This window comes from Paenibacillus timonensis, assembly GCF_022427145.1.
Lineage (GTDB): Bacteria > Bacillota > Bacilli > Paenibacillales > Paenibacillaceae > Fontibacillus > Fontibacillus timonensis.
Map to the genome: position 1 here is coordinate 1 of NZ_JAKSXN010000067.1, position 26680 is coordinate 26680.

30 protein-coding genes and 1 pseudogene are annotated in these 26680 nt (G+C 54.9%); 3 read left to right on the forward strand and 28 right to left on the reverse strand.

Annotated features, from left to right (window positions below; translation table 11 throughout):
• Positions 1-7: 7 nt before the first annotated feature.
• The 3 genes from rpoD to MJ257_RS20840 form a co-directional block, all read right to left on the reverse strand.
• Positions 8-901 carry an RNA polymerase sigma factor RpoD gene (gene rpoD / locus MJ257_RS20830; protein WP_059045062.1) on the reverse strand — a complete coding sequence of 298 codons (894 nt, stop codon included), beginning with the start codon at positions 899-901 and terminating at the stop codon, positions 8-10.
• A 266-nt stretch (positions 902-1167) separates the two neighbouring features.
• Positions 1168-1806 carry a DsbA family oxidoreductase gene (locus MJ257_RS20835; protein WP_240271064.1) on the reverse strand — a complete coding sequence of 213 codons (639 nt, stop codon included), beginning with the start codon at positions 1804-1806 and terminating at the stop codon, positions 1168-1170.
• Between the two features lie 31 nt (positions 1807-1837).
• Complete coding sequence (locus MJ257_RS20840) at positions 1838-1993, reverse strand: hypothetical protein (protein ID WP_178022433.1); 156 nt, start codon at positions 1991-1993, stop codon at positions 1838-1840.
• A gap of 208 nt (positions 1994-2201) precedes the next feature.
• Between MJ257_RS20840 and MJ257_RS20845 the strand changes: the two genes are divergently transcribed.
• Positions 2202-2888, forward strand: coding sequence for a metal-dependent hydrolase (locus MJ257_RS20845; RefSeq protein ID WP_240271065.1), 687 nt, complete (start codon positions 2202-2204; stop codon positions 2886-2888).
• Between the two features lie 57 nt (positions 2889-2945).
• On the opposite strand, the gene MJ257_RS20850 is transcribed toward MJ257_RS20845, so the two are convergent.
• From MJ257_RS20850 to MJ257_RS20875, 6 genes are all read right to left on the reverse strand, one after another.
• Complete coding sequence (locus MJ257_RS20850) at positions 2946-4184, reverse strand: MFS transporter (RefSeq protein WP_270406642.1); 1239 nt, start codon at positions 4182-4184, stop codon at positions 2946-2948.
• 64 nt (positions 4185-4248) lie between these two features.
• The gene (locus MJ257_RS20855; RefSeq protein WP_178022431.1) at positions 4249-4857 is read right to left on the reverse strand and encodes a TVP38/TMEM64 family protein; all 609 of its coding nucleotides are present in this window, start codon (positions 4855-4857) and stop codon (positions 4249-4251) included.
• A gap of 30 nt (positions 4858-4887) precedes the next feature.
• A complete protein-coding gene (locus MJ257_RS20860) occupies positions 4888-5406 on the reverse strand; it encodes a GNAT family N-acetyltransferase (RefSeq protein ID WP_240271066.1) in 519 nt (172 codons plus the stop codon).
• Positions 5407-5425: 19 nt separating this feature from the next.
• Positions 5426-5887, reverse strand: coding sequence for a DinB family protein (locus MJ257_RS20865; protein WP_240271067.1), 462 nt, complete (start codon positions 5885-5887; stop codon positions 5426-5428).
• A gap of 12 nt (positions 5888-5899) precedes the next feature.
• The gene (locus MJ257_RS20870; protein ID WP_178022428.1) at positions 5900-6202 is read right to left on the reverse strand and encodes an antibiotic biosynthesis monooxygenase family protein; all 303 of its coding nucleotides are present in this window, start codon (positions 6200-6202) and stop codon (positions 5900-5902) included.
• On the reverse strand, positions 6192-7142 hold the full coding sequence (locus tag MJ257_RS20875) for an NAD(P)/FAD-dependent oxidoreductase (RefSeq protein WP_240271068.1): 951 nt from the start codon (positions 7140-7142) through the stop codon (positions 6192-6194). Before MJ257_RS20875 ends, MJ257_RS20870 begins: the two co-directional genes overlap by 11 nt.
• Before the next feature lie 102 nt (positions 7143-7244).
• Between MJ257_RS20875 and MJ257_RS20880 the strand changes: the two genes are divergently transcribed.
• A complete protein-coding gene (locus MJ257_RS20880; RefSeq protein WP_240271069.1) occupies positions 7245-7616 on the forward strand; it encodes a DUF2512 family protein in 372 nt (123 codons plus the stop codon).
• A gap of 74 nt (positions 7617-7690) precedes the next feature.
• Here the strand turns inward: MJ257_RS20880 and MJ257_RS20885 are convergent, their stop codons facing one another.
• The 10 genes and pseudogenes from MJ257_RS20885 to MJ257_RS20930 form a co-directional block, all read right to left on the reverse strand.
• Complete coding sequence (locus MJ257_RS20885) at positions 7691-8488, reverse strand: ABC transporter ATP-binding protein (RefSeq protein WP_240271070.1); 798 nt, start codon at positions 8486-8488, stop codon at positions 7691-7693.
• Positions 8488-9402, reverse strand: a complete 915-nt coding sequence (locus tag MJ257_RS20890; RefSeq protein ID WP_178022424.1) for an ABC transporter permease — start codon at positions 9400-9402, stop codon at positions 8488-8490. The genes MJ257_RS20885 and MJ257_RS20890 overlap by 1 nt, the downstream gene beginning before the upstream one ends.
• Positions 9403-9440: 38 nt before the next feature.
• A complete protein-coding gene (locus MJ257_RS20895; RefSeq protein WP_240271071.1) occupies positions 9441-10526 on the reverse strand; it encodes an ABC transporter substrate-binding protein in 1086 nt (361 codons plus the stop codon).
• A 251-nt stretch (positions 10527-10777) separates the two neighbouring features.
• Positions 10778-11284 carry a metallophosphoesterase family protein gene (locus MJ257_RS20900; protein ID WP_240271072.1) on the reverse strand — a complete coding sequence of 169 codons (507 nt, stop codon included), beginning with the start codon at positions 11282-11284 and terminating at the stop codon, positions 10778-10780.
• Positions 11285-11289: 5 nt separating this feature from the next.
• Positions 11290-12233, reverse strand: a pseudogene (locus MJ257_RS20905) (DUF7916 family protein).
• Positions 12234-12326: 93 nt separating this feature from the next.
• On the reverse strand, positions 12327-14024 hold the full coding sequence (locus MJ257_RS20910) for a glycoside hydrolase family 13 protein (protein WP_240271073.1): 1698 nt from the start codon (positions 14022-14024) through the stop codon (positions 12327-12329).
• Between the two features lie 107 nt (positions 14025-14131).
• Positions 14132-15061: a hypothetical protein gene (locus MJ257_RS20915; RefSeq protein WP_240271074.1), complete on the reverse strand. Its 930-nt coding sequence runs from the start codon at positions 15059-15061 to the stop codon at positions 14132-14134.
• An 86-nt stretch (positions 15062-15147) separates the two neighbouring features.
• The gene (locus MJ257_RS20920; RefSeq protein ID WP_240271075.1) at positions 15148-16080 is read right to left on the reverse strand and encodes a Gfo/Idh/MocA family protein; all 933 of its coding nucleotides are present in this window, start codon (positions 16078-16080) and stop codon (positions 15148-15150) included.
• A gap of 151 nt (positions 16081-16231) precedes the next feature.
• Positions 16232-16462, reverse strand: a complete 231-nt coding sequence (locus MJ257_RS20925) for a hypothetical protein (protein ID WP_240271076.1) — start codon at positions 16460-16462, stop codon at positions 16232-16234.
• Positions 16459-17481 carry a TIR domain-containing protein gene (locus MJ257_RS20930; protein ID WP_270406644.1) on the reverse strand — a complete coding sequence of 341 codons (1023 nt, stop codon included), beginning with the start codon at positions 17479-17481 and terminating at the stop codon, positions 16459-16461. The genes MJ257_RS20925 and MJ257_RS20930 overlap by 4 nt, the downstream gene beginning before the upstream one ends.
• Before the next feature lie 210 nt (positions 17482-17691).
• Here MJ257_RS20930 and chrA point away from each other — a divergent pair, with 210 nt between their 5' ends.
• Positions 17692-18909, forward strand: coding sequence for a chromate efflux transporter (chrA, locus tag MJ257_RS20935; RefSeq protein WP_240271086.1), 1218 nt, complete (start codon positions 17692-17694; stop codon positions 18907-18909).
• Between the two features lie 24 nt (positions 18910-18933).
• On the opposite strand, the gene MJ257_RS20940 is transcribed toward chrA, so the two are convergent.
• The 9 genes from MJ257_RS20940 to MJ257_RS20980 all read right to left on the reverse strand — a co-directional run bounded on the left by MJ257_RS20940 (position 18934) and on the right by MJ257_RS20980 (position 26603).
• On the reverse strand, positions 18934-19683 hold the full coding sequence (locus MJ257_RS20940) for an SDR family NAD(P)-dependent oxidoreductase (RefSeq protein ID WP_240271078.1): 750 nt from the start codon (positions 19681-19683) through the stop codon (positions 18934-18936).
• 10 nt (positions 19684-19693) lie between these two features.
• Positions 19694-20584, reverse strand: a complete 891-nt coding sequence (locus tag MJ257_RS20945; RefSeq protein WP_240271079.1) for an NAD-dependent epimerase/dehydratase family protein — start codon at positions 20582-20584, stop codon at positions 19694-19696.
• A gap of 33 nt (positions 20585-20617) precedes the next feature.
• Positions 20618-21016: a hypothetical protein gene (locus MJ257_RS20950; protein WP_068785892.1), complete on the reverse strand. Its 399-nt coding sequence runs from the start codon at positions 21014-21016 to the stop codon at positions 20618-20620.
• A 224-nt stretch (positions 21017-21240) separates the two neighbouring features.
• Positions 21241-21873 (reverse strand): nucleotidyltransferase family protein, encoded by a 633-nt coding sequence (locus tag MJ257_RS20955; RefSeq protein ID WP_240271080.1) that lies wholly within the window; start codon positions 21871-21873, stop codon positions 21241-21243.
• Complete coding sequence (locus MJ257_RS20960; protein WP_240271081.1) at positions 21873-23117, reverse strand: MFS transporter; 1245 nt, start codon at positions 23115-23117, stop codon at positions 21873-21875. Before MJ257_RS20960 ends, MJ257_RS20955 begins: the two co-directional genes overlap by 1 nt.
• 43 nt (positions 23118-23160) lie before the next feature.
• Positions 23161-24003, reverse strand: coding sequence for an aldo/keto reductase (locus tag MJ257_RS20965; protein ID WP_240271087.1), 843 nt, complete (start codon positions 24001-24003; stop codon positions 23161-23163).
• Between the two features lie 135 nt (positions 24004-24138).
• Positions 24139-24615 (reverse strand): RNA polymerase sigma factor, encoded by a 477-nt coding sequence (locus tag MJ257_RS20970; protein WP_308193240.1) that lies wholly within the window; start codon positions 24613-24615, stop codon positions 24139-24141.
• A 202-nt stretch (positions 24616-24817) separates the two neighbouring features.
• On the reverse strand, positions 24818-25909 hold the full coding sequence (locus tag MJ257_RS20975) for a sensor histidine kinase (RefSeq protein ID WP_240271083.1): 1092 nt from the start codon (positions 25907-25909) through the stop codon (positions 24818-24820).
• Positions 25899-26603: a response regulator transcription factor gene (locus MJ257_RS20980; RefSeq protein WP_240271084.1), complete on the reverse strand. Its 705-nt coding sequence runs from the start codon at positions 26601-26603 to the stop codon at positions 25899-25901. The genes MJ257_RS20975 and MJ257_RS20980 overlap by 11 nt, the downstream gene beginning before the upstream one ends.
• Positions 26604-26680 lie beyond the last annotated feature (77 nt).

Sequence of the window (26680 nt, forward strand, 5' to 3'; positions counted from 1 at the left end):
TACAATGTTATTCCATAAAATCCTTCAGCCGCTTGCTGCGGCTCGGGTGCCGCAATTTGCGCAGCGCCTTCGCTTCAATCTGGCGGATCCGTTCCCGGGTGACGCCAAACTCCTTGCCTACCTCTTCCAACGTCCGCGTCCGGCCGTCATCCATGCCGAAACGCAGCCGCAATACATTCTCCTCGCGTTCGGTCAGCGTATCCAATACTTCCTCAAGTTGCTCTTTCAACAACTCATAAGCCGCGGCTTCCGCCGGTGCCGGAGCGTCGTGGTCCTCGATGAAATCGCCCAGGTTCGAATCGTTTTCTTCCCCGATCGGCGTTTCCAGCGATACCGGCTCCTGCGCGATCTTCATGATCTCGCGCACCTTATCCGGAGTCAAATCCATCTCCTTGGCGATTTCCTCCGGCGTAGGCTCGCGCCCGATCTCCTGAAGCAGTTGCCGGGAAATGCGGATCAGCTTATTGATGGTTTCCACCATATGCACCGGGATCCGGATCGTTCTGGCCTGGTCGGCGATCGCTCGGGTGATGGCTTGACGAATCCACCAAGTGGCGTAGGTACTAAACTTGAATCCTTTTGAATAATCGAACTTCTCCACCGCTTTAATGAGGCCCATATTGCCCTCCTGAATCAAGTCCAGAAAGACCATTCCTCGCCCGACATAACGGCGGGCAATGCTCACGACCAGCCTGAGATTGGCCTCGGCAAGACGACGCTTCGCTTCCTCGTCACCGTTCTCGATACGCTGCGCAAGCTGGATTTCCTCTTCAGCGGATAACAGAGGCACCCGTCCGATTTCTTTCAAATACATTCTTACCGGGTCGTCGATTTTAATCCCTGGCGGTAACGTCAGATCGTCGGTGTATTCCATTTCGTTATGCTTCAAGTCCTCTGTCATCTTCCAGACCCCCACCCTAAAAAATGAAAAAAATGCGAAAACCATTCTATATCTCTAAAACCTGTATCTCCATTTGACAAATGATTGGTATTATGCTATTATTGAGGAGATTATTGCGTGAATGTTTCGTGAGTGGCTATCCGTCATTTTACCACAGTTCATTAGGTTATACAAGTTTTATTTTTTTATTATGTTCATGGAACGAGACGCTGATCCCCGAGGATCAGCGTTTTTTGCATTCCTCTATTCTTCTTATTCGACAGAGGTTACTCCCGATCCTCCCAAGCTCGCAATAATGCGCCTTGAAAAATTTCCAACGGCTGTGCACCGGACACCGCGTACTTGCCGCGCAGCACGAAGAAAGGGACGCCGCGAATGCCAAGCCGTCTCGCTTCATTCTCATCCTCGCGGACTTCGTCGGCTAAGGCGTTTTGCTCGAGCAAATCCCGAACCGCGGAACCTTCCAGGCCAACCTCCTCGGCCAAACGCACTAACGTTTCCTGCTCTCCGATGTGCAGGGAATCCGTAAAATACGCCCGGAACAAGCGCTCATTCATTTCCTTGGCTTTGCCCTGTTGCCCGGCATAATGCGCCAATCGGTGAGCGTCGAACGTATTCGTCGGTACGATGGTATCGAAGTTATACGTCAACCCTTCCGCTCGAGCTTGCTGAGCCACATTGCGGTTCGATTCCTGCGCCTGCTGCAGGCTGAGGCCGTATTTTACCGCCAATAATTCGTGGATGCTTGATTCCGTATCCTTGGGGGCGCCGGGATCCAACTCGAAGCTGCGGTATACAATTTCGATTTCATCCCGGTAATCAAATAATTCCAACGCCTTCTCCAAACGACGTTTGCCGATGTAACAAAACGGACAGACAAAATCCGACCACACTTCGATTTTCACGTCAAATTCCTCCTTTTTGCCTAAAGCTCCTTTACCGGATCAGTCCCCACTCGCGAGCCTGCTCCTCGGTAAGGATAAATTGTTCCTGCTCCCAAACCTCGTCCTCATTCGTCAACCCAAACGAAGCTCTGACTTGCGGCCAAATTCCCTTTTCCATCGCTTCACTTTGCGTAATGATGATTTTCAATCTGGGTCCTTCCTTCCGAATAATAAAGTTTGTCAATTAAGATTACCCGAATCGAAAAGCTTCAAACGTACCGCAAACGCACGCCACATCCCAATCATATGGAAATTCTATGCGTTTATGCAGCGCCTCATTTCGCAAGATGTGACTTGCCTGTCCAGAGCGGCTATAATAAACGGGAAGGATATTTTTTCCATAAGAGGTGATGGGAATGAAAATTACTTATTGGGGACACTCCTGCATCCAGGTGGATACGGGCAAACATCGGCTGATCATCGATCCCTTTCTCACCGGGAATCCGGCGGCCGCAGCAGCGGCCGATGACATTCAAGCCGATTATGTCCTTCTGACCCACGGTCATTCCGACCATATCGCAGATGCGGAAAGCATCGCCCGGCGAAACAACGCCCCGATCATCGCCATCGTTGAGCTGGCCGATTACTTCGCTGGCGCCGGGCTGCAAACCGTAGGCATGAACCTCGGCGGATCCCGTTCGTTCCCCTTCGGGAAGTTGAAGTGGGTGCCGGCGCTGCACAGCTCGTCCGTAAACCAAGATGGCGTTAACTTATACCTCGGCGTGGCGGCGGGCATTCTGCTCGACTTGGACGGATTTGCGTTGTATCATGCCGGCGATACCGCCTTATTCAGCGATATGAAGCTGGTGAGCTCGCGCCGGACGATCGATCTGACATTCCTGCCGATCGGAGACCATTTCACGATGGGACCGGAGGATGCCCTGACCGCAGCCGAATGGATCGGTGCCAAACACGTGGTACCCGTACACTACAACACCTTTGACGCCATCGCTCAAGACGGCGAACGGTTCGCGGCAGAGCTTGCGCGAATCGGCATTCAGGGACATGCCCTGAAACCGGGGGAATCCCTGGATACCTTCTAGGCATTAAACGGTTGAATGACAGCAAATTGTTGCGCTTCCGCAGCAATTTGCTGTTTTTTAATCCGCCAGTTCCTTCCCCCGTGTCTCGGTCCCCAGCCAGAATACGGCGATCGCACCGATCAGAATCGTCACGAAGAACATCCAGAAGATCCCGCCGATAGCGAATTCCCGGGCAACCAACGTTCCTACCAGGTACGGGGCGATAATGCCGCCGATTCGGCCAAACGAAGCCGCCAGGCCAACGCCGGTCGAACGCACCCGGGTCGGGTACAATTCCGGCGTATAGGCGTACATGCCGCCCCAGGCTCCAAGATTAAAGAATGACAAGCAAATGCCTGCGGCGACCAGCATACCTTCGCTGGTCGCGTTCCCAAACCAGGCGGCACTCACCGCGGTAAGCAGCAAATACAACACCAGTACGAATTTGCGGCCAAACTTCTCGATGAAATACGCGGCCGTAAAATACCCCGGCAATTGCGCCAGCGTCATGATCAGAACGTATTCGAAGCTTTTGACCAGGCTGAAGCCTTTCAGCACCATAACCGAAGGCAGCCACAAAAACATGCCGTAATACGAAAAAACGACCGTAAACCACAGAATCCAGAGCATCACGGTCGAGCGGCGGTGCGGGGAAGCCCAAACCGACTTGAACCTTTCGCCGAAGGAAGGGCCTTGCCCTTTCCTCTGCCCGGCCTGTTCCTTATACCGGACGGGATCCTGGATCGACTTGCGTAAATATAACGCATATAACGCGGGTACGGCGCCAATGATAAAAGCCATTTGCCATCCATAATCCGGGATGACGAAATAGGAGATCAGCGCGGATGCGATCCAGCCCGCGGCCCAGAAGCTTTCCAACAAGACGACGGCTCTCCCGCGTTCCGGGGCAGGCACCGATTCGGATACCAGCGTGGAAGCGACCGGCAGTTCCCCGCCAAGGCCAAACCCGGCGATAAAACGCAGCACGCAAAGCAAGGCAAAACTCGTAGCGGCGGCCGACAACCCGCTGGCTATGGAGAAAATCAGCAGCGTCCACAGCAACACCGACTTACGGCCAAACTTGTCCGCCATATAACCGGCTATAGCCGCGCCAAAGGCCATCCCCACCGAATTAATCGCTGTAAAAAAACCGGTTTGCTGCGGCGTCAGGCTCCACTCCACTGCAAGCGCGGCGGCAATAAACGAAATGATGCCGACGTCCATGGCGTCAAACATCCAACTGAGCCCGGCGCTAAACAACAGCTTTCGACGTGACGAGGCGGGTTTTCCAGATATGGCTTGTTCCTGAACGTTCAAACGGTTCGCCTCCTATCCAAACTTGTTCTCTCTGTAGCTTATCCAAGGTACCGCCCGATCCATGCTAAGGCGTCATATCGCTTTTCTTCCTGGATATCGCGCGGTTCCGAAGGATAAAGGCAACCCCTAAAATAAGCAGAAACGCCGCGTAAGAGAGGATTAAATCCCGTAGGTTTAACCCCGGAAACACGATTGACGCGCTTAATATTCCAAACAGCCAAATGCTTGACAGATTTCCGACCAGATTGGACCAGGTGTAAGACCTGAGCTTCAGATTGGATATCGCCGACATAAACGAAATCAGATTGTTGGGCATGATCGGAACCGTACGCAGAAAAATTACTGCCCACACTCCATAGCGGTCCAGCCCTTTTTGCCATTTCTCGTATTTTTGCAGCTTGCCCATCCACTTGCGGTTAAACCACCCTGCAAAAAAATACCTGCACATCAGGTATACCACCATACCTGCCGCCGTTCCGGCAATCCAACTAGCCAGCAAACCGTTCATGATCCCAAGCAGGGAAATATGCAGCATCACGATCGTGGCAAACGGAAAAAATCCGAAGATCCCCTGCAAGACGGCAAGAGGGATCGTAAGAAGGAGGATGGAATAACCGCCCAGATGGGTCGTCTCCAAAAACCAATCCGTAATTTGCTTGATCCATTCGTTCAAAAGATTCGTTCCCCATTCCCCAAACGCATTTTACGCCTCAACCGCAACCCGTTTCCCCAAGATCACGAGATCCCGTTCCACGCCGTCCAAAATGGCCACGCGGGGCAAATGCGCCCAACGTTCGAAGCCGAATTTGCCAAGCAGCTTGAGACTCGGGTCGTTGTGACCGAACACGAATCCAAGCAGCGTATGAACCCCGATCTTTGGACAAGCTGCAATCGCTTCGTTGACTAAGATTCCGCCGATCCCGCGCGCCCGGTATGCTTCGGTGATGTAGATGCTGATCTCTGCGGTGCCGTTGTAGGCCGGACGCCCGTAAAAAGATTGAAAGCTGAGCCATGCGATCACGCGACCTTCGGATTTCATGACCCACAGCGGCCTGAAATCGGGAGAGTGCTCGTCATACCATGCGCGTCTTGCATCGACCGTGACCGGCTCCAAATCCGCCGTAACCATGCGGCCGGCGATCGTTTCATTGTAAATCGCGACGATAGCCGGCAAATCCGCGAGGGTCGCATCTTCAATCGTATAGTCGAAATGTTCCGTCATATGTACCTGCTCACGATCCTTAAATGATTTTGTTGTATAGCTTAATCATGCTAAAATGCATGCCTTCATGGTACGTCGTAAAGTTCAACAGTTGTCCTACGGTTTCGATCCGGTAGCCGCTGGAAGTCGAATAGGGCTGAACCGGCTCCGCGAGTTGTCCGGATAATTCGGCTTTCACCTGCTCGGGCTGTGCTTCCAACACCGTAAGAATGTCGTTGAAGCTTGGGCTAGCCGAGGTCCATTCGAGCGGCGACGTTCCGTTGGCGAATAGCTCTTGATAAATTGCCGGAAGTCGCGGCGTCCGTCCCGTAAATGAGTAAGCGTATTTGTCCGTGACCAAAGCGAGATGTCCCAAATTCCATAAAATATGATTGCGAAAACCTGCCGGAACAATCAACGCCTTCTCTTCCGGAATCGATCTTGCCAGCTTTAAAGTCTGCGCGCGTACGAATTCAAGCTGCCGCCAAATCGCTTGTTCCATGATTCATCCCTCCTAGTCCGTTTCGTGCTTGATATGCACGTAGTGTTCTACCGTTGGGAACGGGTCGTAGAAATGATGAAGCAGCGCTTTCCATTCCTGGTATTCGGGAGATTGACGGAAACCTACCTCATGCGCGGTGATCGACTGCCATCTCACCAACAGGATATACTTATTTTCCGTCTCCACGCATTTGTGGAGCTCATGTCCGAGATAACCGGCCATCCGGCTAATCAGTTTCGAAGCCTTGCGGAAGCTGCTTTCGAAATCATTCATCATTCCCGGCTTCACCTGTAGTTGAGCTACTTCAAGAATCATCCTCTGCATCCCCTCCGTTCAACTGATTATAGCACGGTCTTAACGCTTTATGAATCCAAATTGCGGCAATTGAGCCTTCCCCCATCGCTACGCTAACTTGTTCGGCATGAAAGCCGAGATCGCCCGCTGCCCAAACGCCGGGCACGCTCGTTTGCTTCGTCCGAGGGTCGGTTTCCACATGCCGGTTTCCGGCGATGGTAACGCCTAATTGGCTTGCTAACCCGGAGTGGACTTCGTTTCCGCCAAAAGCGATAAACCCTCGTTCGGCCGCGAAGCTTCGGCCATCCTTTAGAATCACGCTGCGGATGAAGCCTTGAGTGTGCTTCACCTCGGCGATTTCTCCTTCCTCGTAGCGGATCCCCCGCTCCGCCATTTGCTGCCTTAGCTCCGGCGAAACGTTCGTCCGTTCGTGATTGATATAGGTTAAATCTCCGGTACGTTCCGCCAGCAGAAGCGCCATCTCCGCGCCGGTGCGGCCGGCGCCCATTAATGCCGTTTTTCGGCCTTGGATCTCGTATCCGTCGCAATCGGGACAGACGTACACGCTTAGCCCCAGCGTTGGAATCATGCCTGGTACATCGGGAAACCGATCGAGCACGCCGGTGGCTAGTAGCAGCGTTTTGCCGGCATACTCCCTTCCGCTGGACGTGTTGACCCGAAACTGCCCTTCCCGTTTCTCGGCTCCGGTCGCCTTGTCCAACACAAACTCCACACCGTATGACTCTGCTTGCCTCCTTCCCCGGCTGCGCAGCTCCTCGCCGGAAATGCCATCGGGGAAGCCGAGCAGGTTATGGTACTGCCGACACAACGTGGATCGGCCATAACCGGCGTCAATGACCAGCACCTGGTGAACCGAATACCGTCCCAACTGGATGGCCGCCTGCAATCCGGCAATACCGCCCCCTACGATCAAGCAATCATAAACCCTCGATTGAGTCATTTAGATGCCCCACTTTCCGCGTCATATGAGATTAGATAGAAAGAAGCTGGTGAATAGCTGCCTCCCCGTTAGGAGAAATTAAGCGATAAAAACAAGGAGATGATGGACTTGGACAAATTTCTCGTCAAAATCCTCGGCAACGGGGTTATTGTTATCGCCATGCTGATGCTCTTAAGCAACGCCTCGTTCATTTCGGCGCTGCTGACAGCCTTAGCGTTGTCCATTCTGGCCTATTTATTCGGGGATCTCTTCATCCTTCCGCGGACGAACAATATGGTCGCGACCCTCGTGGATGCACTGCTTGTCTTCGTCTTCCTGTGGGCGATTGCCGCCAATGCGGATTGGACGTTATCCTTCGGTGAAATGCTGGCGATTACGCTGGTTGTGGGCGTATTCGAATGGTTTTTGCACGGCTGGATGCTGCGTGACGGCATACGCCGGGACAGCAGCGTGCGGGTTCGCGATTCGCGGTAGGACACCGCGCAAAAAAGCGCGAGTACGGGGCGTTCACCCTACTCGCGCTTGGCGTTCCTGAAGCGTTGCGTTATTTAACTGCCCAACATGACGCGGTCATCGGACAACTTGTGGCCGCTGATACGCTCGAACTCGCCCAGCAGCCGTTCCATCGTCAAATCGCTTTTCTTTGTATCGTCCACGTCCAGGATGATGCGGCCGCCGTCCATCATAATAAGACGGTTGCCCAGACGGATCGCCTGCTCCATGTTGTGGGTAACCATCAACGTGGTCAACTTAAGTTCGCTGACGATCTCCTGCGTCAACTTCGTCACCAGTTCGGCGCGGGCCGGGTCCAGCGCGGCGGTATGCTCGTCGAGCAGCAGGACCTGCGGCTCGGTGAACGTCGCCATCAGCAGGCTGAGCGCCTGGCGTTCCCCGCCGGACAACGTGCCGACCTTGGCGCGCAGCCGATTCTCCAGCCCGATGCCCAGCCGGCGCAGCTGCTCCTGGAACATTCCTCGCCGCTTAGCGTTTACGCCGAGCGCAAAGCCGCGCGGTTTTCCGCGAGAGAAGGCCATGGCCAGGTTCTCCTCAATCGTCATATGCGGCGCGGTGCCGGCCATCGGATCCTGGAAAACGCGGCCGATCCACTTGCTGCGGCGATGCTCCGGGAGATGGCCGATGTCGACGCCGCCAAGGCGAACCTCGCCGGCGTCCGGCTTGATCACGCCGGAGATCATGTTCATCAGCGTGGATTTGCCCGCGCCGTTGCTGCCGATCACCGTTACGAAATCGCCCGGGCGCAGATGCAGGTTAACATCGATCAGCGCGATTTTCTCGTCCGGCGTGCCGGGATGAAACAGCTTTGATACCTGGGTTAACTTCAGCATCAGAACCCACCCCCTACGCTCTTGCGCCCGGGGGTGTGCGCGATTTCAGCGGCGCGCCGGCGGGCGATCGATTTCTGCTTCATGTTTCTTTGCACGGTCGGAAGCACTAACGCAATGATGACGATTACGGCGGTAATCACCTTCAAATCCGTTTGCTCCAGCCATTCGATCCGCAGCGCCAAGGCGACAACGACCCGGTAGACGATCGAGCCGAGCACCGCCGCCAGCGTTGCCCAAAACACCGTCCGCGCCCCAAAGATCGCTTCCCCGATAATAACGGAGGCCAGCCCGATGACGATCATCCCGATCCCGGAAGAGATGTCGGCAAATCCGGACTGCTGGGCGATCAACGCCCCGGACAAAGCCACAAGTCCGTTGGACAAACTGAGCCCAAGAATGATGGTGTAGTCCGTGTTGGCACCGAAACTGCGGATCATTCGTTTGTTGTCGCCGGTCGCGCGCAGCGCAAGTCCAAGCTCCGTACGGAAGAACAAATCGAGCAGCAGCTTGATGGCGATGACGACGATCGGCATGAACACCAGTGGCGACACCGAGCTGAACAGCGTATCCTCCCCAAGCAAGCCTACGTTCGGTTTGCCCATGATCCGCATATTGATGGAATAGAGCGCAATCATCATTAATATCCCGGACAACAGTCCGTTAATCCGTCCTTTGGTGTGAATGAGGCCGGTGATGGCCCCGGCGGCCAAGCCGCCAAGGAAAGCCGCGATCGTGGCGATCCACGGCGAGCTTCCCCCCGTGATCATCACGGCCGCGATGGCGCCGCCGGTCGTAAAGCTTCCATCCACAGTCAAGTCCGGAAAATCGAGAATCCGGAACGTAATGTAGACGCCAAGCGCCATGAGCGCGTACAGCAGGCCGGATTCCAGCGCCCCGAGCAGCGAGTTCAACATGATGAGTACCTCCTCGAGAAATTAGGAGCGAGTGCTGCCTATTCGATCAGATTGTTTGCTTGGTCCGTGATTTGGTCCTTCATGGCGTCCGTTACTTCGATGCCTTGTTCGGCCGCCGCTTTCAAGTTCATGATCAAGTCAAGCTTATCCGGCACGGTGACTTTCAGGTCGCCGACCTTTTTGCCGTTTTTCAACACGTCCACCGCCATTTGCCCTACTTGGTAGCCATGGTCGTAGTATTTAAATCCAATCGTGGCAAAAGCGCCCTTCTCCACCGTATCCCGGTCGCTCGAGAAGAATGGAATATCGTTTTCGTTTGCGACCTGGATGATCGTGCTGACCGCTTCGACTACCATGTTGTCCAGCGTAATGTACAGCGCATCTACCCGGCCAACGAGCGATTCGGCTGCTTGTTTGACTTCCGATGTATTGGTAACCGAGGCTTTAACCAATTTGATGCCGTGGGCGTCCAAAGCCTTCTCTGCATGGTCTGCCATAACGACCGCATTCGGTTCGCCCTGGTTGATGACCAGTCCGACCGATTTCACGTCTTTGAAATTCGCGGCGATGAAGTCCATCAGCTTGGTAATCGCCTCCGGGTTCGTATCCGAAGCGCCGGAAATGTTCCCGCCCGGATGATCCAAATTGTCGACCAATTTGGCATCGATCGGATCCGTCACCGCAGCGAACAGGATCGGCGAATTCTTGACCTGCTGCGCGACGGCTTGCGCCGGAGGCGTGGCGATTGCAAGGACGAGGTCGTACTTCTCGCCGGCGATTTTTTGCGCGATGGTCGTATTGTTCGTTGGATCTCCTTGCGCGTTGTTATAATCCAGCTCCAAATTGTCGCCTTCAACGATGCCCGCGTCTTTCAAAGCGGCCAAAAATCCTTCCCGCGTCGCATCCAGGGAAGGATGCTCCACGATTTGCGAAATGGCGATTTTGTAGGAATCCTTGGTTGGCTCCGCTGCATTCCCCGCTCCCGCGGAGTTCTCCGTTCCGGTGCCGCCAGCATTTCCTCCGTTGGCTGCATTCCCCCCGTTCCCGTTCGTGTTGTTGCCGCAAGCGACCACGCCCACCAACAGCAGCGACATGGCAAGTAAAACTCCAAGCTTCTTCTTCATATTTCGTTTCCCCTTTCTCTCTCATGAAATGATAAATGATGACCCTGCAAGAATGGAGCAGTAAAGCATGATCCGATTAACGCTTTTGTCGATAAAAGGATTAAAGTGTCAATGGACAACCATTCGTCCAACGTGGACACGAAGTATTATTCCTATATTAAATGGTGGTCAATTATCCGTCAACAAAAAAGAGCCAACCTAAGCACGACCGGTTCCCGGGCTTGCTAAGGCAGCTCTTGATCAACTTCGAGTCATTTTTTGGCATCCATATAAATATGTCTGGCCTCGATCACTTGAGGCGTGATTTCAAGCACGCCAAAGCTGTATTTCGGTTCCCGCCGCTTGTCAGTTGGCGAACCGGGATTAAACCACAACACGCCCCCGCTTTCGGCAAGGTACGGCTTGTGGGAATGGCCGAACAGCACGGCGTCTACCGGCTTGCCCGCAAAAACGCGCTCGGCGTTGTCTCTGGCCCCATGTCCTCCTCCGGGCAGATGGCCATGAGTTAGCCCGATCCGTCTTCCGCCCAGCTCAAGAATTTTATGCTGCCCGAACCGGCGGATGATGTCCACCGGATCATTATTGCCGGCCACCCCGTCTACCGGCGCTAATGCGGCGAGCTGTTCATAGACGTCCATCGTCACCCAATCCCCCAGGTGGAGAATCAGGTCGCAGGTTTTCAACGCTTGTCGCAGCTTCGCGGGCAGCTCCGCCCCGCGGCGCGGCATATGCGTATCCGATACGACTCCGATGCGCATAGGCGTTACCTCACCGGCGAAGCGGCCATACGTACGTAGGTGTGCCGCCGCCCGCGGATCGCGATCGATAACGCTTGAATGTTTTCCGGTACGGCCATTCCGGCGAAACCCGCATCCCCGATGTGGAATACGTCCGCGCCGGCCCGTTTGGCGCTAAGCGCGATCTCCCGGACCGTCGCTTCGTCCGCGCCTTCCTGGCTCGTGCCGATGGCCGCTAAAGCCAGTGCCCCCCTCGCCTTAACTTCCGCGATGGTCCGGGCCAGCTCCTCTTCGCGTACGCCGGGAACCGTCCCCGGGGCAGGCAGCAGGACGACGTCCGCACCGGCTTCGGCGAACCCGATCGCCGACTCGCGGTCAAGGACGCTGCCGCGAGTGCCGGCTCCGTGCATTTTGCCTGCCAGAATCAAACCGCCGAATTCCCGTTTGGCCAAGGTGATCGCCTTCAAGATGCGTTCATGGGTCACCCCGGTTTTCGGGTTGCCCGTCAGGCAGACGAAATCGCAGCCGAGCCGTTTGGCTTCTGCTAAACTCCGTGCCGTCGCCTGCCGTCCTTCGGGCAGCTGGTTCAGGGCCTCGACCGCTTCGGCCGATTCGTCAACCGGTTCCAGGTTGATGCCGATCGGCAGCCCCGTCAACCGCTTTAGTTCTGTGACCGGATTTAGCGTCTCCGGCTTCTGTTCCCCGCCGCCGACTTCCGGCGCAAATAGATCTCGCGCTTCGATGCCGCGAACCTGCGGCTGAAACACGTCAAAAACGTTCAACAGAATCATGTCCGCGCCAAAGGCCTTCGCCAGCTCCGCGTTGGTTAGCTCCGGCAGCAGCGGCTGCGAGACGTAACGACTGTTTCGGCGATCACGGTACGTCCTTCTGCCGCCAGCATCGCTCCTTTTAAGGCTTCGCGATCCATCCGCCGGAAATCCGATGCCCGGCAGTCCAATATCCGTTTCATGCCCTACCCCTCCGTTCAACGATTAACGTAACGCTTGCTGTGTTCAGTGTAGCATGCGAGGAAACCGCAGACTACGCTATTTTACGAAGATGATCAGGTTCGTTTCAAATAGACTCTTGCTTCATACGGACGCAGTCGCAAATGGCGCAGATCCTCGTGAACCTGCGGGGCGTAATTGGAGATCAGGAGTTCGATATCCCGCGGCTCCATGGCCTCCTCCGGCCATTCGAACACCGGATCGCCGGCACTAAAGTTTAAAATCACCAGCAGCCTGCTGGTTTTCAGCGTACGGGTGAACGCGTAAATCTCCGGATGGTCGGGAAGCAGCAGCCCGTATTCGCCGTAAACGATCACGGCATGCTGTTTTCTTAATCGAATCAGCTCTTTGTAGTAGTGATAGATCGAGTCCGGGTTTCGGCGTGCTTCCTCAACGTTGATCCGATCGTAATTCGGGTTAATACCGATCCAGGGGGCTTCTGCGGTGGTAAATCCAGCCTGCGGCCCGTTATCCCATTGCATGGGAGTTCGGGCGTTATCGCGGCTTTTGAGGTGGATCGCCCTCAGGATGTCGGCCTCCGGGACGCCGTTTCGTTGCTGCTCGTCATAGAAATTGAGCGTCTCCACGTCGCGATACTCCTCAATCGATGCGAACACGGCGTTGGTCATCCCGATTTCCTCGCCCTGATAAATATACGGCGTCCCCTCCAGCATATGCAGGAAGGTGGCCAGCATTTTAGCCGATAGGACACGGTATTCCTCTGAATCGTTACCGAACCGCGAAACCGAACGCGGTTGATCGTGGTTGCCCAAATAGTTGGCATTCCAGCCCCGCCCGTGCAGCACCGTCTGCCAGCGGGTGATGACTTCCTTCAAGTCCGTCAGCTTCCACGGAACGATGTCCCATTTTCCGCTGCCCGCAGATGCGGCATCCAGAAACATATGCTCGAATTGGAACGTCATATTCAGCTCGCGGCGGTCGTCGCCCACATAGTCCAGCGCCTCCTCGGGGCCTAATCCGGACGTTTCGCCTACCGTCATAATGTCATAGGAAAACAACACGTTATCATACAGGTTTTGCAGGAGGATATGTACGTCGTCGAGGTTGGAGAACAGCTCGTAAGCCCGCACCGTCGGCATCTGCTGCGGATTGTGCGCGTCCGGCAGCCCTTTCGTCTTGGCAATATGCGCGATCGCGTCGAACCGGAAGCCGTCCACGCCTTTTTGGAGCCACCACTGGACCATATCGTGCATTTCGTGGATCACGGCTGGATTTTCCCAGTTCAAGTCGGGTTGGTGCTTGGAATACAAGTGCAGGTAATATTCGCCGGTGCGTTCATCATACTCCCAGACCGAGCCGCTGAAATACGACTCCCAGTTGTTTGGTGGACCGCCGTTTTTCCCCTGCCGCCAGATATAATAGTCCCGCTTGGCATTGTCCGTGGACTGCCGGGATTCCAGGAACCAGGGATGTTCGTCCGAGGTGTGGTTCAGCACCAGGTCCATCATCAGCTTCATTCCCCGCGCGTGCAGACCCTCCAGCAGCTCGTCGAAGTCCTCCATCGTGCCGAAGGCGGGATCGATTTGGCAATAATCGCTAATATCATAGCCGTTATCATGTCCGGTCGATTGATAGATGGGACACACCCAAACCACGTCGACCCCAAGGTCCTGCAAATCATCCAGCTTCGATAGGATGCCGCGCAGATCGCCCACACCGTCCCCGTTCGAATCCTTGAAGCTGATCGGATAGATTTGGTACACGACGCTTTCCTTCCACCAAGTCCGCTTCATGTCCGCCGCCCTTTCTCTATTTTCCTATAGCTATTTGCACCGAGGCGCATTTGTATTACAAAAAAAAGCCCAGGAACCTGAAGTTCCTGAGCTTTAACTGTATAACCTTAGGCGTACAGCTCCACCGCTTGCACATATTTGCGATGCACTTCCGCGCGTTCCGACTCGAGCTTGCGTTTGGCGGTTTCCAGCTCGCGTTGCACTTCGCTTACCGCCGAAGTTTGGTTCCGGACTTGATCCAAGCTGTCGTTGATTCGCCCTTGCACCAGCCAATCCGAGAAGAAATCGTCAAAGAAATAATCGGAAAATTTCAACAATCCGCCGATCTCCAGGTTCGTCGAAATGCTGGCCCCAATGTCTTTGAGCTCGCGCTCGAAACGCTGCAGGCTTTGCCGCGCCGTATGGAGATGGCTCATCGCCTCATCAATCCGCCCGTGCTTGATATGCGTGGACAACATTCCGCCGCCCAGCATATCGTACGTCCCCCAGTTTTTGGCAGAACGAAGGTCTTCCTCGGCTGCGCTTAAGTCATGTAGAGCCGACTGGCCGGCGCGGACCGCTTCGTTCACCTCTTTGAGCTCCACAGATAGGGCCGCCTCGCGTTCAGCCAGGTCCCGCAGCTCCTGATTCTCCTCTAGAATTTGCCGTTCCTTGGCTTGAAAAACCCGCTCGTACTCGTTCCGCCAAGAACCGAGATCTAGCAGCCTCCGCTCGATATCGGAAATTTCCCGCTCCATGTCGCGAACCGCCGCATCGGCGGCGTCATACCTCACCTTCGCCTCCAACACTTCCCGCTGCTCCCGATCCAGCTTCTCGGCCTTGTTGCCAAGTACGGTAGCCAGCAAATTGGACAGCGTCATGGCCGACAGCTTACGGACGTCCTCTTCCTCTGCGGCCAGCCTTTTCTGCCAACGGCTGCGTTCTTCTTCCAGTCCGGGCAGCTCCTGCTGCAGATCCTTGAGGCGCCGTTGCCATTTCTCCTGGTTCCGGCCTTTTTCTTTAAGTTCCGCCATCCGCACATTTAAATCCTCGAACAAGCTAATTTCCTCCTTCACCGCCGGAACGGCCTTCCGGCTAGAATGGTTTCGCTATCCTGTTCTACGTTGTTCGAGACGGTAATGTTTCAAAGCGACCGCTCCCAAGCCAAAGCGCCGTTCGCCTCCGCGCTCTTCACGATTTCCTCGCACAGCCGGTGGGTTTCCAGCGAGTCCTGCAGCGAGATAGCCGGGGCCTTACCATCGCGAACGCAGTTGATGAAATGGTCGATGATTTGCACGAATCCACGCCGATACAATACCGGATCCCAGTCTTTGAAGGTCGAACGTTTGGCTTCGCCGCCGGCAAAATGCTCGGTCGTGTTCAGCCCGTCCACCCGCCACTTCTGGCCGGGGCTCATCACCTCGAGGATTTCATCGTTGGTCCCCGAGTCGCGATTCATGATTCCGATACAGGTGAAGCCTTCACCCTCCAGCTGGAGCGTGACATGGTACAGCTTCCCATCTTGAACCCGGGTTGAGACGTGGAAGTTCCGGGCTTCAGCCGGTGCCAGGAACCGCAGGGTATCCACCACGTGGATATAATCGTCCAGCACGAAACGGCGGGCATAATCCGGCGAAGGGGTACGGTTCTTCTGCAACAGCACCAGCCGGCGGTCCGGCTGCTCCTTCAAGGCCGCGTTCATCGGGGCAAACCGGCGGTTAAAGCCGGTCATGAGCAGCACGCCTTTCCGTTCAGCCAGCTCGCTCAGCCGCTTGGACTCCTCGAACTGGTAAGCAATCGGCTTATCTACGTAGACGTGGATTCCGTTCTCGATCAGCCGCTCCACAATGGCCGGATGGGACTCCGTTGCCGAATGGACGAACGCTGCATCCACGCCGGATTTCACCAGCTCGTCCACGTTGCCCGCCGTTTCCGGGACGCGGTATTTTGCCGCCAGCCTTGACAGGGTCTCTTGATTTCGCGTACTAAAGACGAGGTCGATATCCTCCCTCGCCGTAATGACCGGCAAATACGCTTTTTGCGCGATATCGCCGAGTCCGATGATTCCGATGCGCATCATGTTATCCTCCTGAGGGTACATTTCATTGAATTGTTAAGATTAGCGGGAAAGGTTCCCTTTCATTTTGGCATAGGCGAAGGCCGAAGTAAATTTTATGCAGATAAAAAAGCCCCCATGATGACCATGGGAGCTTGGGATGACTCAAGGTTTAAACGAAGGAAGGTTTTCTCAAATCCACGTCTCCCGTGAGCACCTTAACGTATTCCTTATCTCCACCTTCGACGGAAGGACCAATATAGAGAATGCCTTTGGAACGGCTAGTTGGAGCCTTTCGTCCCTTCGGGCTCTTCGCATCCATCAACATCGACGGGGACGGACGCTTTGAAGCTTTGGAAACCGGGGCGTCTCCCTGATTGCGTTTCAAATGATTCCGCTTCATACTGAATCCCCTCCAAGGATATAATGAATGGTTCGCAAGAGTTCATTATTATTCGAAACGATGATCCCTAACTGATCCTCGGTCAAGTTATGCCTGCCGGAAAAATGAACCGAGAGAACATGTTCTTTACCTAAAGGATAGCATAGGATGTATACCTGTTCAACTTCAAGCCGGTTAAAAAAAGCCCATTTTGAGGTTAAAAACGCATCTAACACGTAGATCGGCTGCTGCCCGGATTCTACTCGGACTTGATTTTCGTGAAAGGTGAAAAACCTGCCCTTGCCGACATTCCCGCCCACTTGCCCGATCCCGTCATCTCCTTGCGCTTTCCAGAGTGCAGCGCCGGTTACGAGATAATCAGGAGGTGGAAGGATCGACGTCCGAATGGCCTCGCTCAAAGAGTTGTAACGCTCCTGCTCGTCGGGTGCAGAAAGATTCTTGTTATAAGTCCAGAAGAGATGCAGGATCCGGCGTTTACGTTCCAGCTCCAACTCCAATTTCGCAATATCGACGCGCGGGTCTTGGTAATAGCCTTCGGCCTGAATGGCTTTGATCAGGTGCTGGCACGCTACGGCTACAGCCGCCTCATCGTTTCCGTCCGTTCGTACCTCATAACTCAGCAAAGTTAAACCTTGAAGATCGGATAGAAGATGATATTCCGATATTTTCTTCCCCGGGATAAGTTCTTCACTCTCTTTGACCTCTTGGGGGATAATCGCGTACACCCGTCTCCGCCCCAATCTCCCCCAAAACAAACCCATTTCAAAGAGCGTATTATCCCGGGTGATCAAAACAAATTTTCCCCGATAAAGAGCGACGTCGTCCGGCGCAAAAATGAAAATTCCAAAATCATTCTTGCGGAGTTGTTTTTCAAGAGACTCCATCGTGTAGTCATTGCCTCCGAATGCGCCGGCATACCATGGGGTGACCTGGGCGTATCGGTTGATTTGGGCATGGATCCCGTTCGCGATCGCCATCGCTTCTCTTGAAGATCCAATGAAGACATTTGGCTTTATCACATCCACAGCTCCTTGAAAAACGATTCATCTTTTCCTAATTATACCACCAGGATTCATTTTGAGTAGCTCTATTTAGCACCCGCTGGGTCTCATGCTTACGCTCCGTTAACAATAAAATGATATGATGAGGAAAAAAACGCCATTGGGCGCATGTAGATACATGGAAAGGAGCTGCACTGCTTGCAGTCTGATCAAGTAACCCCCACTTCGATGGAACAACCGAACTCCGGGCGGCTCCGCCGCATGTTCGAGATCTTCGCCGTCTCCTCCAAGCTGGGATTAACCTCTTTTGGCGGACCGATCGCCCATCTTGGCTATTTTCATGAGGAGTATGTGAACAAACGCAAATGGATCGGGGAACAAAAATATGCCGAACTGGTCGCGTTATGCCAATTCCTGCCGGGACCGGCGAGCAGCCAGGTTGGCATGGGCATCGGCCTGTACCGAGGCGGTATAGCCGGCGCTTTGGCAGCTTGGGTCGGTTTCACGCTGCCCTCCGCCGTGGTGCTTGTGCTGTTTGCCCTGCTGCTGCAAGGGACGGCGCTTGCCGACAGCGGTTGGCTGCACGGCCTGAAGCTCACGGCGGTCGCCATCGTCGCTCAGGCGGTGTGGAGCATGGGCGTGAAGCTCGCCGCCGGGCGCAGTCGAGCGACCATCGCCGCCTTGGCCGCCGCCGCCACCTTGCTCTGGCCAATCGGCCTGACGCAGGTGCTGATCATCGCGGCGTCCGCGCTGGTCGGCTTATGGCTGTACCGCAGCAGCCCAGCCTCAGGTGCTTCGCCTGCACACCCCGGCGAGGAGCCGCAAAACGGCATCCGCCTCCGCCGCTCCTGGGCTGTCGCAAGCCTGGCCGCCTTCGTTGGTTTGCTTGGGCTGCTGCCATTGGTCAGCCGATGGTGGCCGAACCTCGGGCTGCAGCTGTTCGACGTATTCTACCGTGCGGGCTCGCTCGTCTTCGGCGGCGGTCATGTCGTGTTGCCTTTGTTGCAAAGCGAAGTCGTCCCTCGGGGCTGGATCGGCGAAGCGGACTTCCTGTCCGGATATGGTGCAGCTCAGGCCGTTCCGGGTCCGCTGTTTACCTTCGGCTCCTATCTGGGGGCGTCCATCCACGGCGTCCCCGGCGCCATACTGGCTACCATCGCAATTTTTCTTCCGGCGTTCCTGCTGGTCGTTGGGGTACTTCCCTTCTGGCATCGGCTGCGCGGCATCCCTAAGGTGGGGTACGCGCTTCAGGGCGTAAACGCCGCGGTTGTAGGCATCTTGCTCGCCGCCTTATACGATCCGATCTGGGTGTCCTCCGTGCAGGGAACCGGCGATTTCATCGTCGCTTTGCTGTTATTCGCCATGCTAATGTTCTGGAAACTGCCGCCGTGGGTAGTGGTTGTTGCCGGAGCGGCGGGCGGGGCAATTCTCGGTTGGATCGGATAAAGCGGATAGGTTAACCGCGTCGTACTAGGGCTCGTAAATCATCTTCCGCGACATCCCGCCGTCCACCACCAAATGTGCGCCGGTCACGAACGTATTGTCCGGGTGAGTCAAATACAGGCAAGCCCGGGCAATATCCGCCGGAGTTCCGACCCGTCCCGCCGGATGCTGCTCGTGGTCGATCTCGCGGAGCGCGCCGTAATCCCCGGTTTCGATCCAACCCGGGCTGATGCAGTTTACGCGGATGCCATCCGGACCAAGCGATACGGCCAGCGCATGCGTGATCGACACGATGGCCCCTTTGGAAGCGGCATACGCTTCCGAACCCGGTTCGGACATGATCGACCGAGTGGAGGAAATATTCACGATCGCCCCGCCGCGGCCGCTCCCCTTCACTCTTTTCGCCATCTCGCGGGAAGCCAGAAACGTACTCCGCACGTTGGTGTTCAGCACGTCGTCCCATTCTTCCACCGTGAGCTCATAAGTTGATTTAAACCGGGATACTCCCGCATTGTTGATGAGAATATCGATCCGTCCCAGCTCGCGCTCGGCCGTTTCCATTAAGCGAACGATATCCGCTTCCTTCCGTACATCGCAAGGCACGAATCGCGCATGGCCCCCCGCTTGGCGGATCGCCTCTGCCGCCGCTCTGCCCGTTTCCTCATTCAGCTCCGCCAACACGACGAACGCGCCTTCCCGGGCATAAGCTTCCGCCACGCCGCGGCCGATCCCTCGGCCCGCTCCCGTTACGATGATAGTTCGATTTGCCAAAGACATGTCTCGAATGTCACTCCTTCTGTCCAATTGCAGCAATGTGCCGGATTAACCCCGGCAGCCAGTCGTCCAGCGCCTCAAACCGGTACCCGGCTTCCCGCGCTTTCGTATTGTCCATCACCCATGAAGCCGGGACGCCAAACGGAGACTGATGCTCCTGAGCCGTTTCGCTCTCGATCAAAGCCGGTTTTCCGGTGATGTTTTCGATTAAGCGGACGATGCCGCCAATGGTAATATTCCCATCCGAGCAGGCGTTCATTGGCCCCGTAACCCCGGTTTCCCCCAGCCAAGCCAGAAACTTGGCCGTCTCTGCTGACGTAATGAAAGACATCGCCGCTTCCAGGTTAGGTACGCCGATCGGCAGCCCTTGCTGTACATGCTCAACATGAAAATGCAGCCGGCGCGTATAATCATCCGGCCCCAAAACGATCGGAATCCGCAGCGCCGTCACCGGAAAATCAGCCTGCTGGAACAAAGCAGCTTCAGCCAGTCGCTTCCCTTCCCCATAATCGAAAGCCTGTTTATCCCCGAGTTTCAGCTCATAACCGTAGGGATCGAAGTCCGCTTCGGCCAAGGGCACTTTGCCTAACTGATATACCGATAAGGTGGAGGTCAAGATATAATGCCCAACGCGCCCTTTGAAAGCCCGTACCGCGGCCAGCGCTTCGTCCGGCGAATAACAGATGTTATCGTACACGATATCCCAGGGTCCAGCCGCAGCCGCCTCTCGCAGCGAGTTCTCGTCGGTTCGATCCAGACGAAGCTGTGTGACCGGCGCATCGAAACGCACCTCCGTTTGTCCGCGAGTCGCCGCCGTGACATCATGCAAACCTGAACCTGCCAGCAGGTTAACCAGTCTTTTGCCGAAATAACGTGAACCGCCCAGCACCAAGATTTTTGCCATTCCCTATTCCCTCCATCACCGGAAAATTCCCTATTAACGGGTCGTAAACGTGCTTTTCATCAAAGACAAAGCGCTTAACATACCGAAGAAAAACAACTGCGGGTCTCTAACAATTTCGAAATAACCTACAATATAAATCTGTTTGACATAGATCGTTACGATCGGATAGATCAGAAGCAGGAAACTCGGCACAAATACGAACGCAAACAGCGGGCGATGGAACTTCCGCCGGTTCGGGAATCCGTTCAGGAAGCTTAAGTACAGACCAAACGCCAGCCCGTACACGATTTTGCCGATCAAACCGTAATCGATTTTATCCAGCGTTTGCGTCTTGTGATTCATCATGTCGGTAAACTGATTTCCGTAATACATCAGAACCAGCGCTCCGAGCATCCAAACGAAATAATAGAAATAACCTTTCGAGTTCTTCATGCATCCTACTCTCCCTATGTATGGATCAAAACCGTTAACAATCAAATTTTACCATGAAACGGACCTCACAGACCTTATTCGGACGATTTCGTACTTGTAAAAAATCGAACGGACCCCAATGACGTTATTGACCCTGGGATTGTCACGAAAGAAGCTAATCCTCGGATATAAGGTCGCTGGAGTCCGTTATCCATCCATTTCAAGCGTGAATACTCAAATTAGCGTCATTTGAGTCCGTTCGAACTTGGCGAGGGTTCCCGATCATCGCATGAGCGAGTGCGTATTGCCCTCTCCTCCTCCTCAACCAACACCAACCTCGGCCAGCGGCTGAGCCAGGCTTTGCCGTTGACCCGCTGCCGGAACGCGGCGTGATCGCGAAAATACGGGCCCTGCCGAATTCGGAGCGCCAGAAGGTCGGTTAAACCCAAAGGCGCAATCAGCTCGACTTCTCCCGCACCGTTCAAGCGCGCGCCAACCGCCGTCGCCGTCTCAGGCCAGTGCTGCATTGCGTCCTCGACCGAGCGGTAAGGCGCCGTACCATTACGCAGATGCATGCGCGCCTGATTTTTCGCCGACCAATTCAGCTGCGGATTCCGTTCGCGAAGCCGGGCGTCATAGGCTTTCTCTGCTTCTTCATCCAAACAGACCGGATCGTAATACAAAACGTCTACATCGTGCAACGGCGTCCGCTCGGCATAGCCGTGAAGCACGTCCCAGACAAAGTTGCGAATATAACCGGCTGCGATGCAGCCCTGAGGCAGACCCAGATCGGCAACGAGCCGCAAATCGGCCATCATTTCAGGTTGCTGGCGAATCGCTTCACGCAAGCTAGACGCATCCGCTATCGTGGATATCATCAGCTTGTCGCCTCCTGTTGCTTTAAGGCCTCATCCTTCGGCAGCAGCACCGCGAGCAAGCCGATCAGCGGCAGCAAGGAGCAGACCTGCATGATGAACAAAATGCCTGCCTGATCGGCAAAGTTCCCAAGCACGGCGGAGCCTAGGCCGCCAAGTCCAAACGATAGGCCGAAGAACAGGCCCGAGATAAGTCCCACCTTCCCCGGCACCAGCTCCTGTGCATACACGACGATGATCGAGAAGGCAGAGGACATGATAAAGCCGGCAATGACGACCAGCACACCCGACCAGAACAGATTGGCATAAGGCAGGAGCAACGAAAACGGCGCCGTCCCGAGAATGGATACCCAAATGATGTTGCGCCGGCCGTAGCGGTCCGCCATCGGGCCGCCGAAAAACGTGCCGACCGCCGCCGCGGCCAAAAAGGCGAAGATGTACCATTGGGCCGTTTCCTTGGCTACGCCATAATGGTCCATGAGGAAAAACGAATAAAACGTTGAGATGCTGATCGAATACACGTTTTTGGAGAACAGCAGCAGGACCAGCACGGTGATGGCCAACATGACCTTCCCCCGGCTGAGGCTGCTCTTCGGCCGAACGGCTCCCCCCGGGGCCGCCGAACCGGCAGCGCGGGGCTTGCGCGGCTTCAGATCCTGCCCGCCGTACCATTTTGCCACGTAAAACTGAATGACGATCGCTGCGACTGCCGCCAAGGCGAACCATACCACGCTGGTCTGTCCCAACGGGATAAAAATCAAAGCCGACATGATCGGCCCTAATGAAGCCCCGATGTTTCCGCCGACCTGAAAAATGGACTGAGCCAGCCCGCGCCTCGGACCGGCCGCCAAATAAGCCACGCGCGACGACTCGGGATGGAATACCGACGATCCCAGCCCGATCGAGGTGACCGCAAGCAGAATGAACGCATAGCTTGGGGCAAAAGCCAACATCACGATGCCTGCCAGCGTAAAGCAAACCCCCAGCGGCAAGATGTAGGGCCGGGGTCGAACATCCGAGTACAGACCTACCAAAGGCTGAAACACGGAGGCCGTCATGTTCATCGCGAACGAAATCCAGCCGATTTGGCCGTAGGATAAGAGCAGCGATTCGCGCAAAACCGGAAACAAGGCGGGAATCGCCGATTGCATCGTATCGTTTAACAAATGCACGGTGCTGATCGCAAACAGAATCGGATACACCGTTAATGCGGGATTTGCCGTTTTGACGGCGGTTGTCTGGTTCATCTTTACCTCGCTTTATGGACTTGTAATCGATGATCGTATCTATCTAGAACTTGAAGTTATCGGGGTCTGAACCGAAGCGTTTGTTGCGATTTAACCCGTCGATCGCCTCAATATCCGCTGCACTCAATTCGAAGTCAAATAGATCGGCATTTTCGATGATCCGCGTTTCGTTCACCGATTTCGGGATCGTAACCACGCCAAGCTGCAAATCCCAGCGCAAAATGACCTGAGCCGCGGTTTTTCCATACTTAGCTGCGATCCCTTGCAAGGTTACATGTTCCAGCAAATGACCTTGGCCCAGCGGCGACCAGGCTTCCAGCTGAATGCCTTTCTCCCGGCAATACCCGAGCAGATCTTTTTGAGTCAGGTAAGGATGGAACTCGACTTGGTTGACGGCCGGCACGACCTTCGCTTCGGACAACAGGTCTTCCAAATGATGAATCTGGAAATTGCTGACGCCGATCGCGCGCACCTTGCCTTCGGCATACACTTTTTCGAGCGCCCGCCAGGTGTCCTTGTATTTCGCCTTCACCGGCCAATGCACCAGGAACAAATCCAGATAGTCGAGCCCCAACCGCTTCAGACTGTCGTCAAAAGACTTCAACGTAGTCTCGTACCCCTGCTCCGAGTTCCAGACCTTCGACGTGATAAACACATCTTCCCTCCGAAGGTTATTCTCCTGCAGCGCGCTCCGGACGGCTTGCCCAACTCCCTCTTCATTGCGGTAAGCGGAAGCGGTATCAATACTGCGGTATCCATGGCGGATGGCCGACTTGACGGCTTGCACCACTTCATCGCCTTCTTTGGCCTTAAAGACGCCAAGCCCCAGCCAAGGCATGTGAACCCCGTTATTTAACGTTACGGTTTCCTGCAGATGATTAGGCAAAGTAGACATGAGACGAGTCCTCCTTTTTGTTCAGGCGATTTCTGGTAATATCCTACATCAAAAGCGCCGATATGAACAGAGAACAAACGTAAAAGGCCACCCGAAGGCAGCCTCATGTTGATCATATAAGTAGGATTAGGCCGTTTCCCGAGACCGGCGCAGCTTCTGTCTGGCGCGGTACAACAGGATTTTGAAATGAGATAAGGAAATGCCCATCAGATCCGCCGATTCCTGATAAGAGAATCCATGTACATCATACAGCAGCACTGCATGCTGCTGGTTCGGCTGTAGCAGGGACAACTGTGCATACAGTTCCCGGCGGTTTTCCTCGCCAAGCACGGATTTCTCCGGCGTATCGTCGCTCGGGTAGCGGTGAAAAAATTCATTCTCATAAGTCGAGGAACGGCTCTCCTTGCGCAGCAAGTCGATATAAGCATTATGAGCGACGCGAAGCAGCCAGGCTTTGGCTCTTTTCCCCTCCGCCTCATTAAGGTGCATCAGCGCCCGGCAAAACGTCTCCTGCATCAAATCCTCGGCGATATGCGAGTTGCGGCACATACTATACAAATATCGAAATACGTCATTTTTATATTCGCGGTATAGCAAATCCATAGAACGAGTCTTCATCAATTGATTCCTCACTTTCTCCCGGCTTTCAGGGCAAGGCTGTCTTTATCTTCGCCTTGCTTCGTCCATTATGCCGAACAGAGTTTGCGTCCCGACTAAGAAATTGTTAAGTTTTCCTTAAGAATTTACTGCGTTTTCGTTAAACAAAAAGACGCCTTTCGGCGTCATGGGCGAATCTAGCTGGTATTCAAGCGCCGTCCCGGCGTAAACGGACCCTAAACGCGGTGCGGTATTCGTTGCTGTCCGCCGAGATCGCCCCTTGATGCAATTCGACGATATGCTTGGCGATCGCCAAGCCGATGCCGGAGCCCCCCGTCTGGGAAGCGCGCGACTTCTCGACGCGGTAGAAGCGGTCGAACAGATGCGGCAAATCCGCCGTCGGAATCGGGTCGCCGTAATTGACGACCTCCGTAACGATCTCTTCGCCTTCCTGCCAGCCGCGAATGTCCAAATATTTGCCGTCATGACCATACCGGATCGCATTGGTCATCAGGTTCTCGTACACCCTGCGAAGCTTGTCCCCGTCCGCTTGAACGTACAGCGGCCCCTGCAGGTACAGCCGGCATTCCATGCCGTTCTCCTGCAGTTGCCAGCCGAAATGGGCCGCCATTTGGTGGAGCATCTCCGCCAGATTGATCCGCGTGATCTGCAGCTTCATCTCTTTGTTCTGCATCCGGGTATATTCGAACAGGTCCTGCAACAGCTGCTTCAACCGCAGCGACTCTTCGTAGGCCATGCTGACGTAATATCGCAGCTCGACCTCGTCGCGGTACCGGTCCTCCTCGATCAGCCCCAAATATCCGGTAATCGAGGTGAGCGGCGTGCGCAAATCATGGGATACGTTGGTGATCAGCTCGTTTTTTGTTTGCTCCGCCCGCCGCTCGTCCTCAATCGAAGTGACCAGCCGATCGACCATCCGGTTGATGTCGGTGGCGAGCTGGCCGAGCTGGCCGACGTTCTCCACGGGAATTTTCCGCACGGAACCGGCTTCGATTTTATGGACTTCCTCAATCAGCAGCTCCAGGTATTTCTTCTCTTGGCGGCGGAGGCTGCGGCGGTAAAAATACAAGGAAAACAACATGAGGATCGGTACGCCGGTCAAATAATACGCTTCCGGGAAACCGATGTTTCGGTTGATCCATAACACCACGTTGTATACCGTCATGCTAGGAAAGAAGAAGAAAAATAAACGCGCCAGCAAAATGAGCAGGAACAGCGAGATTAACGAGGCGACGATCGTCCAAAACAACCAAGCCAAAAACCGCAGACTAGCTTTCAAGTTTGTAGCCGACCCCCCACACGGTACGGATCAGCTTCTCCCCGTCCATCTCCTTCTCCAGCTTGTCCCGGAGACGGCTGATATGCACCGTGACGGAATTGCTGCTGTCCAGGTATTTATCCTTCCAGATCAGCTCGAAGATCTCCTCGGAACCAAACACTCGCCCGGGATGGCTGGCCAGCAAATGCAAAATACCGAATTCGATCGGCGTTAGTTTCAGCGGGTTGCCGTCCACCGTTGCCGTGTGCGTCTCTTTATCGATCGCAAGCGAAGCGATTTTGATGATATGTTCCTGCGGCGATTGCGGCGACCCAGACGGCTGTGCCGCATACGAAGAGCGGCGCAGCAGCGATTTTACGCGCGCGACCAGCTCCAACGGATTAAACGGCTTGACCATATAATCATCCGCTCCGGTCATCAGCCCGGTAATCTTGTCCATGTCGCCATCCTTGGCGCTCAGCATTAAGATCGGCGTCGTATGCGATTCGCGAATCTTCATGCAGACGGAGATACCGTCAAGCCCGGGGAGCATCACGTCAAGGATCACCAAATCCACCTCGTCCTGTTCGGTGATCTCCAGCGCCCGCAAGCCGTCCTCCGCCCTCAGCACTTCGTATCCTTCGTTCGTTAAATATATCTCGATCAGTTTTGCGATTTTTTCATCATCGTCGACAATCAAAATTCGTTTACTCATTAACCCAATCATCCTTTATTTGAGCTGGTTAGACACGAGCACAGTAACATCATACCATGTCTTTTGCCCCCAGATAC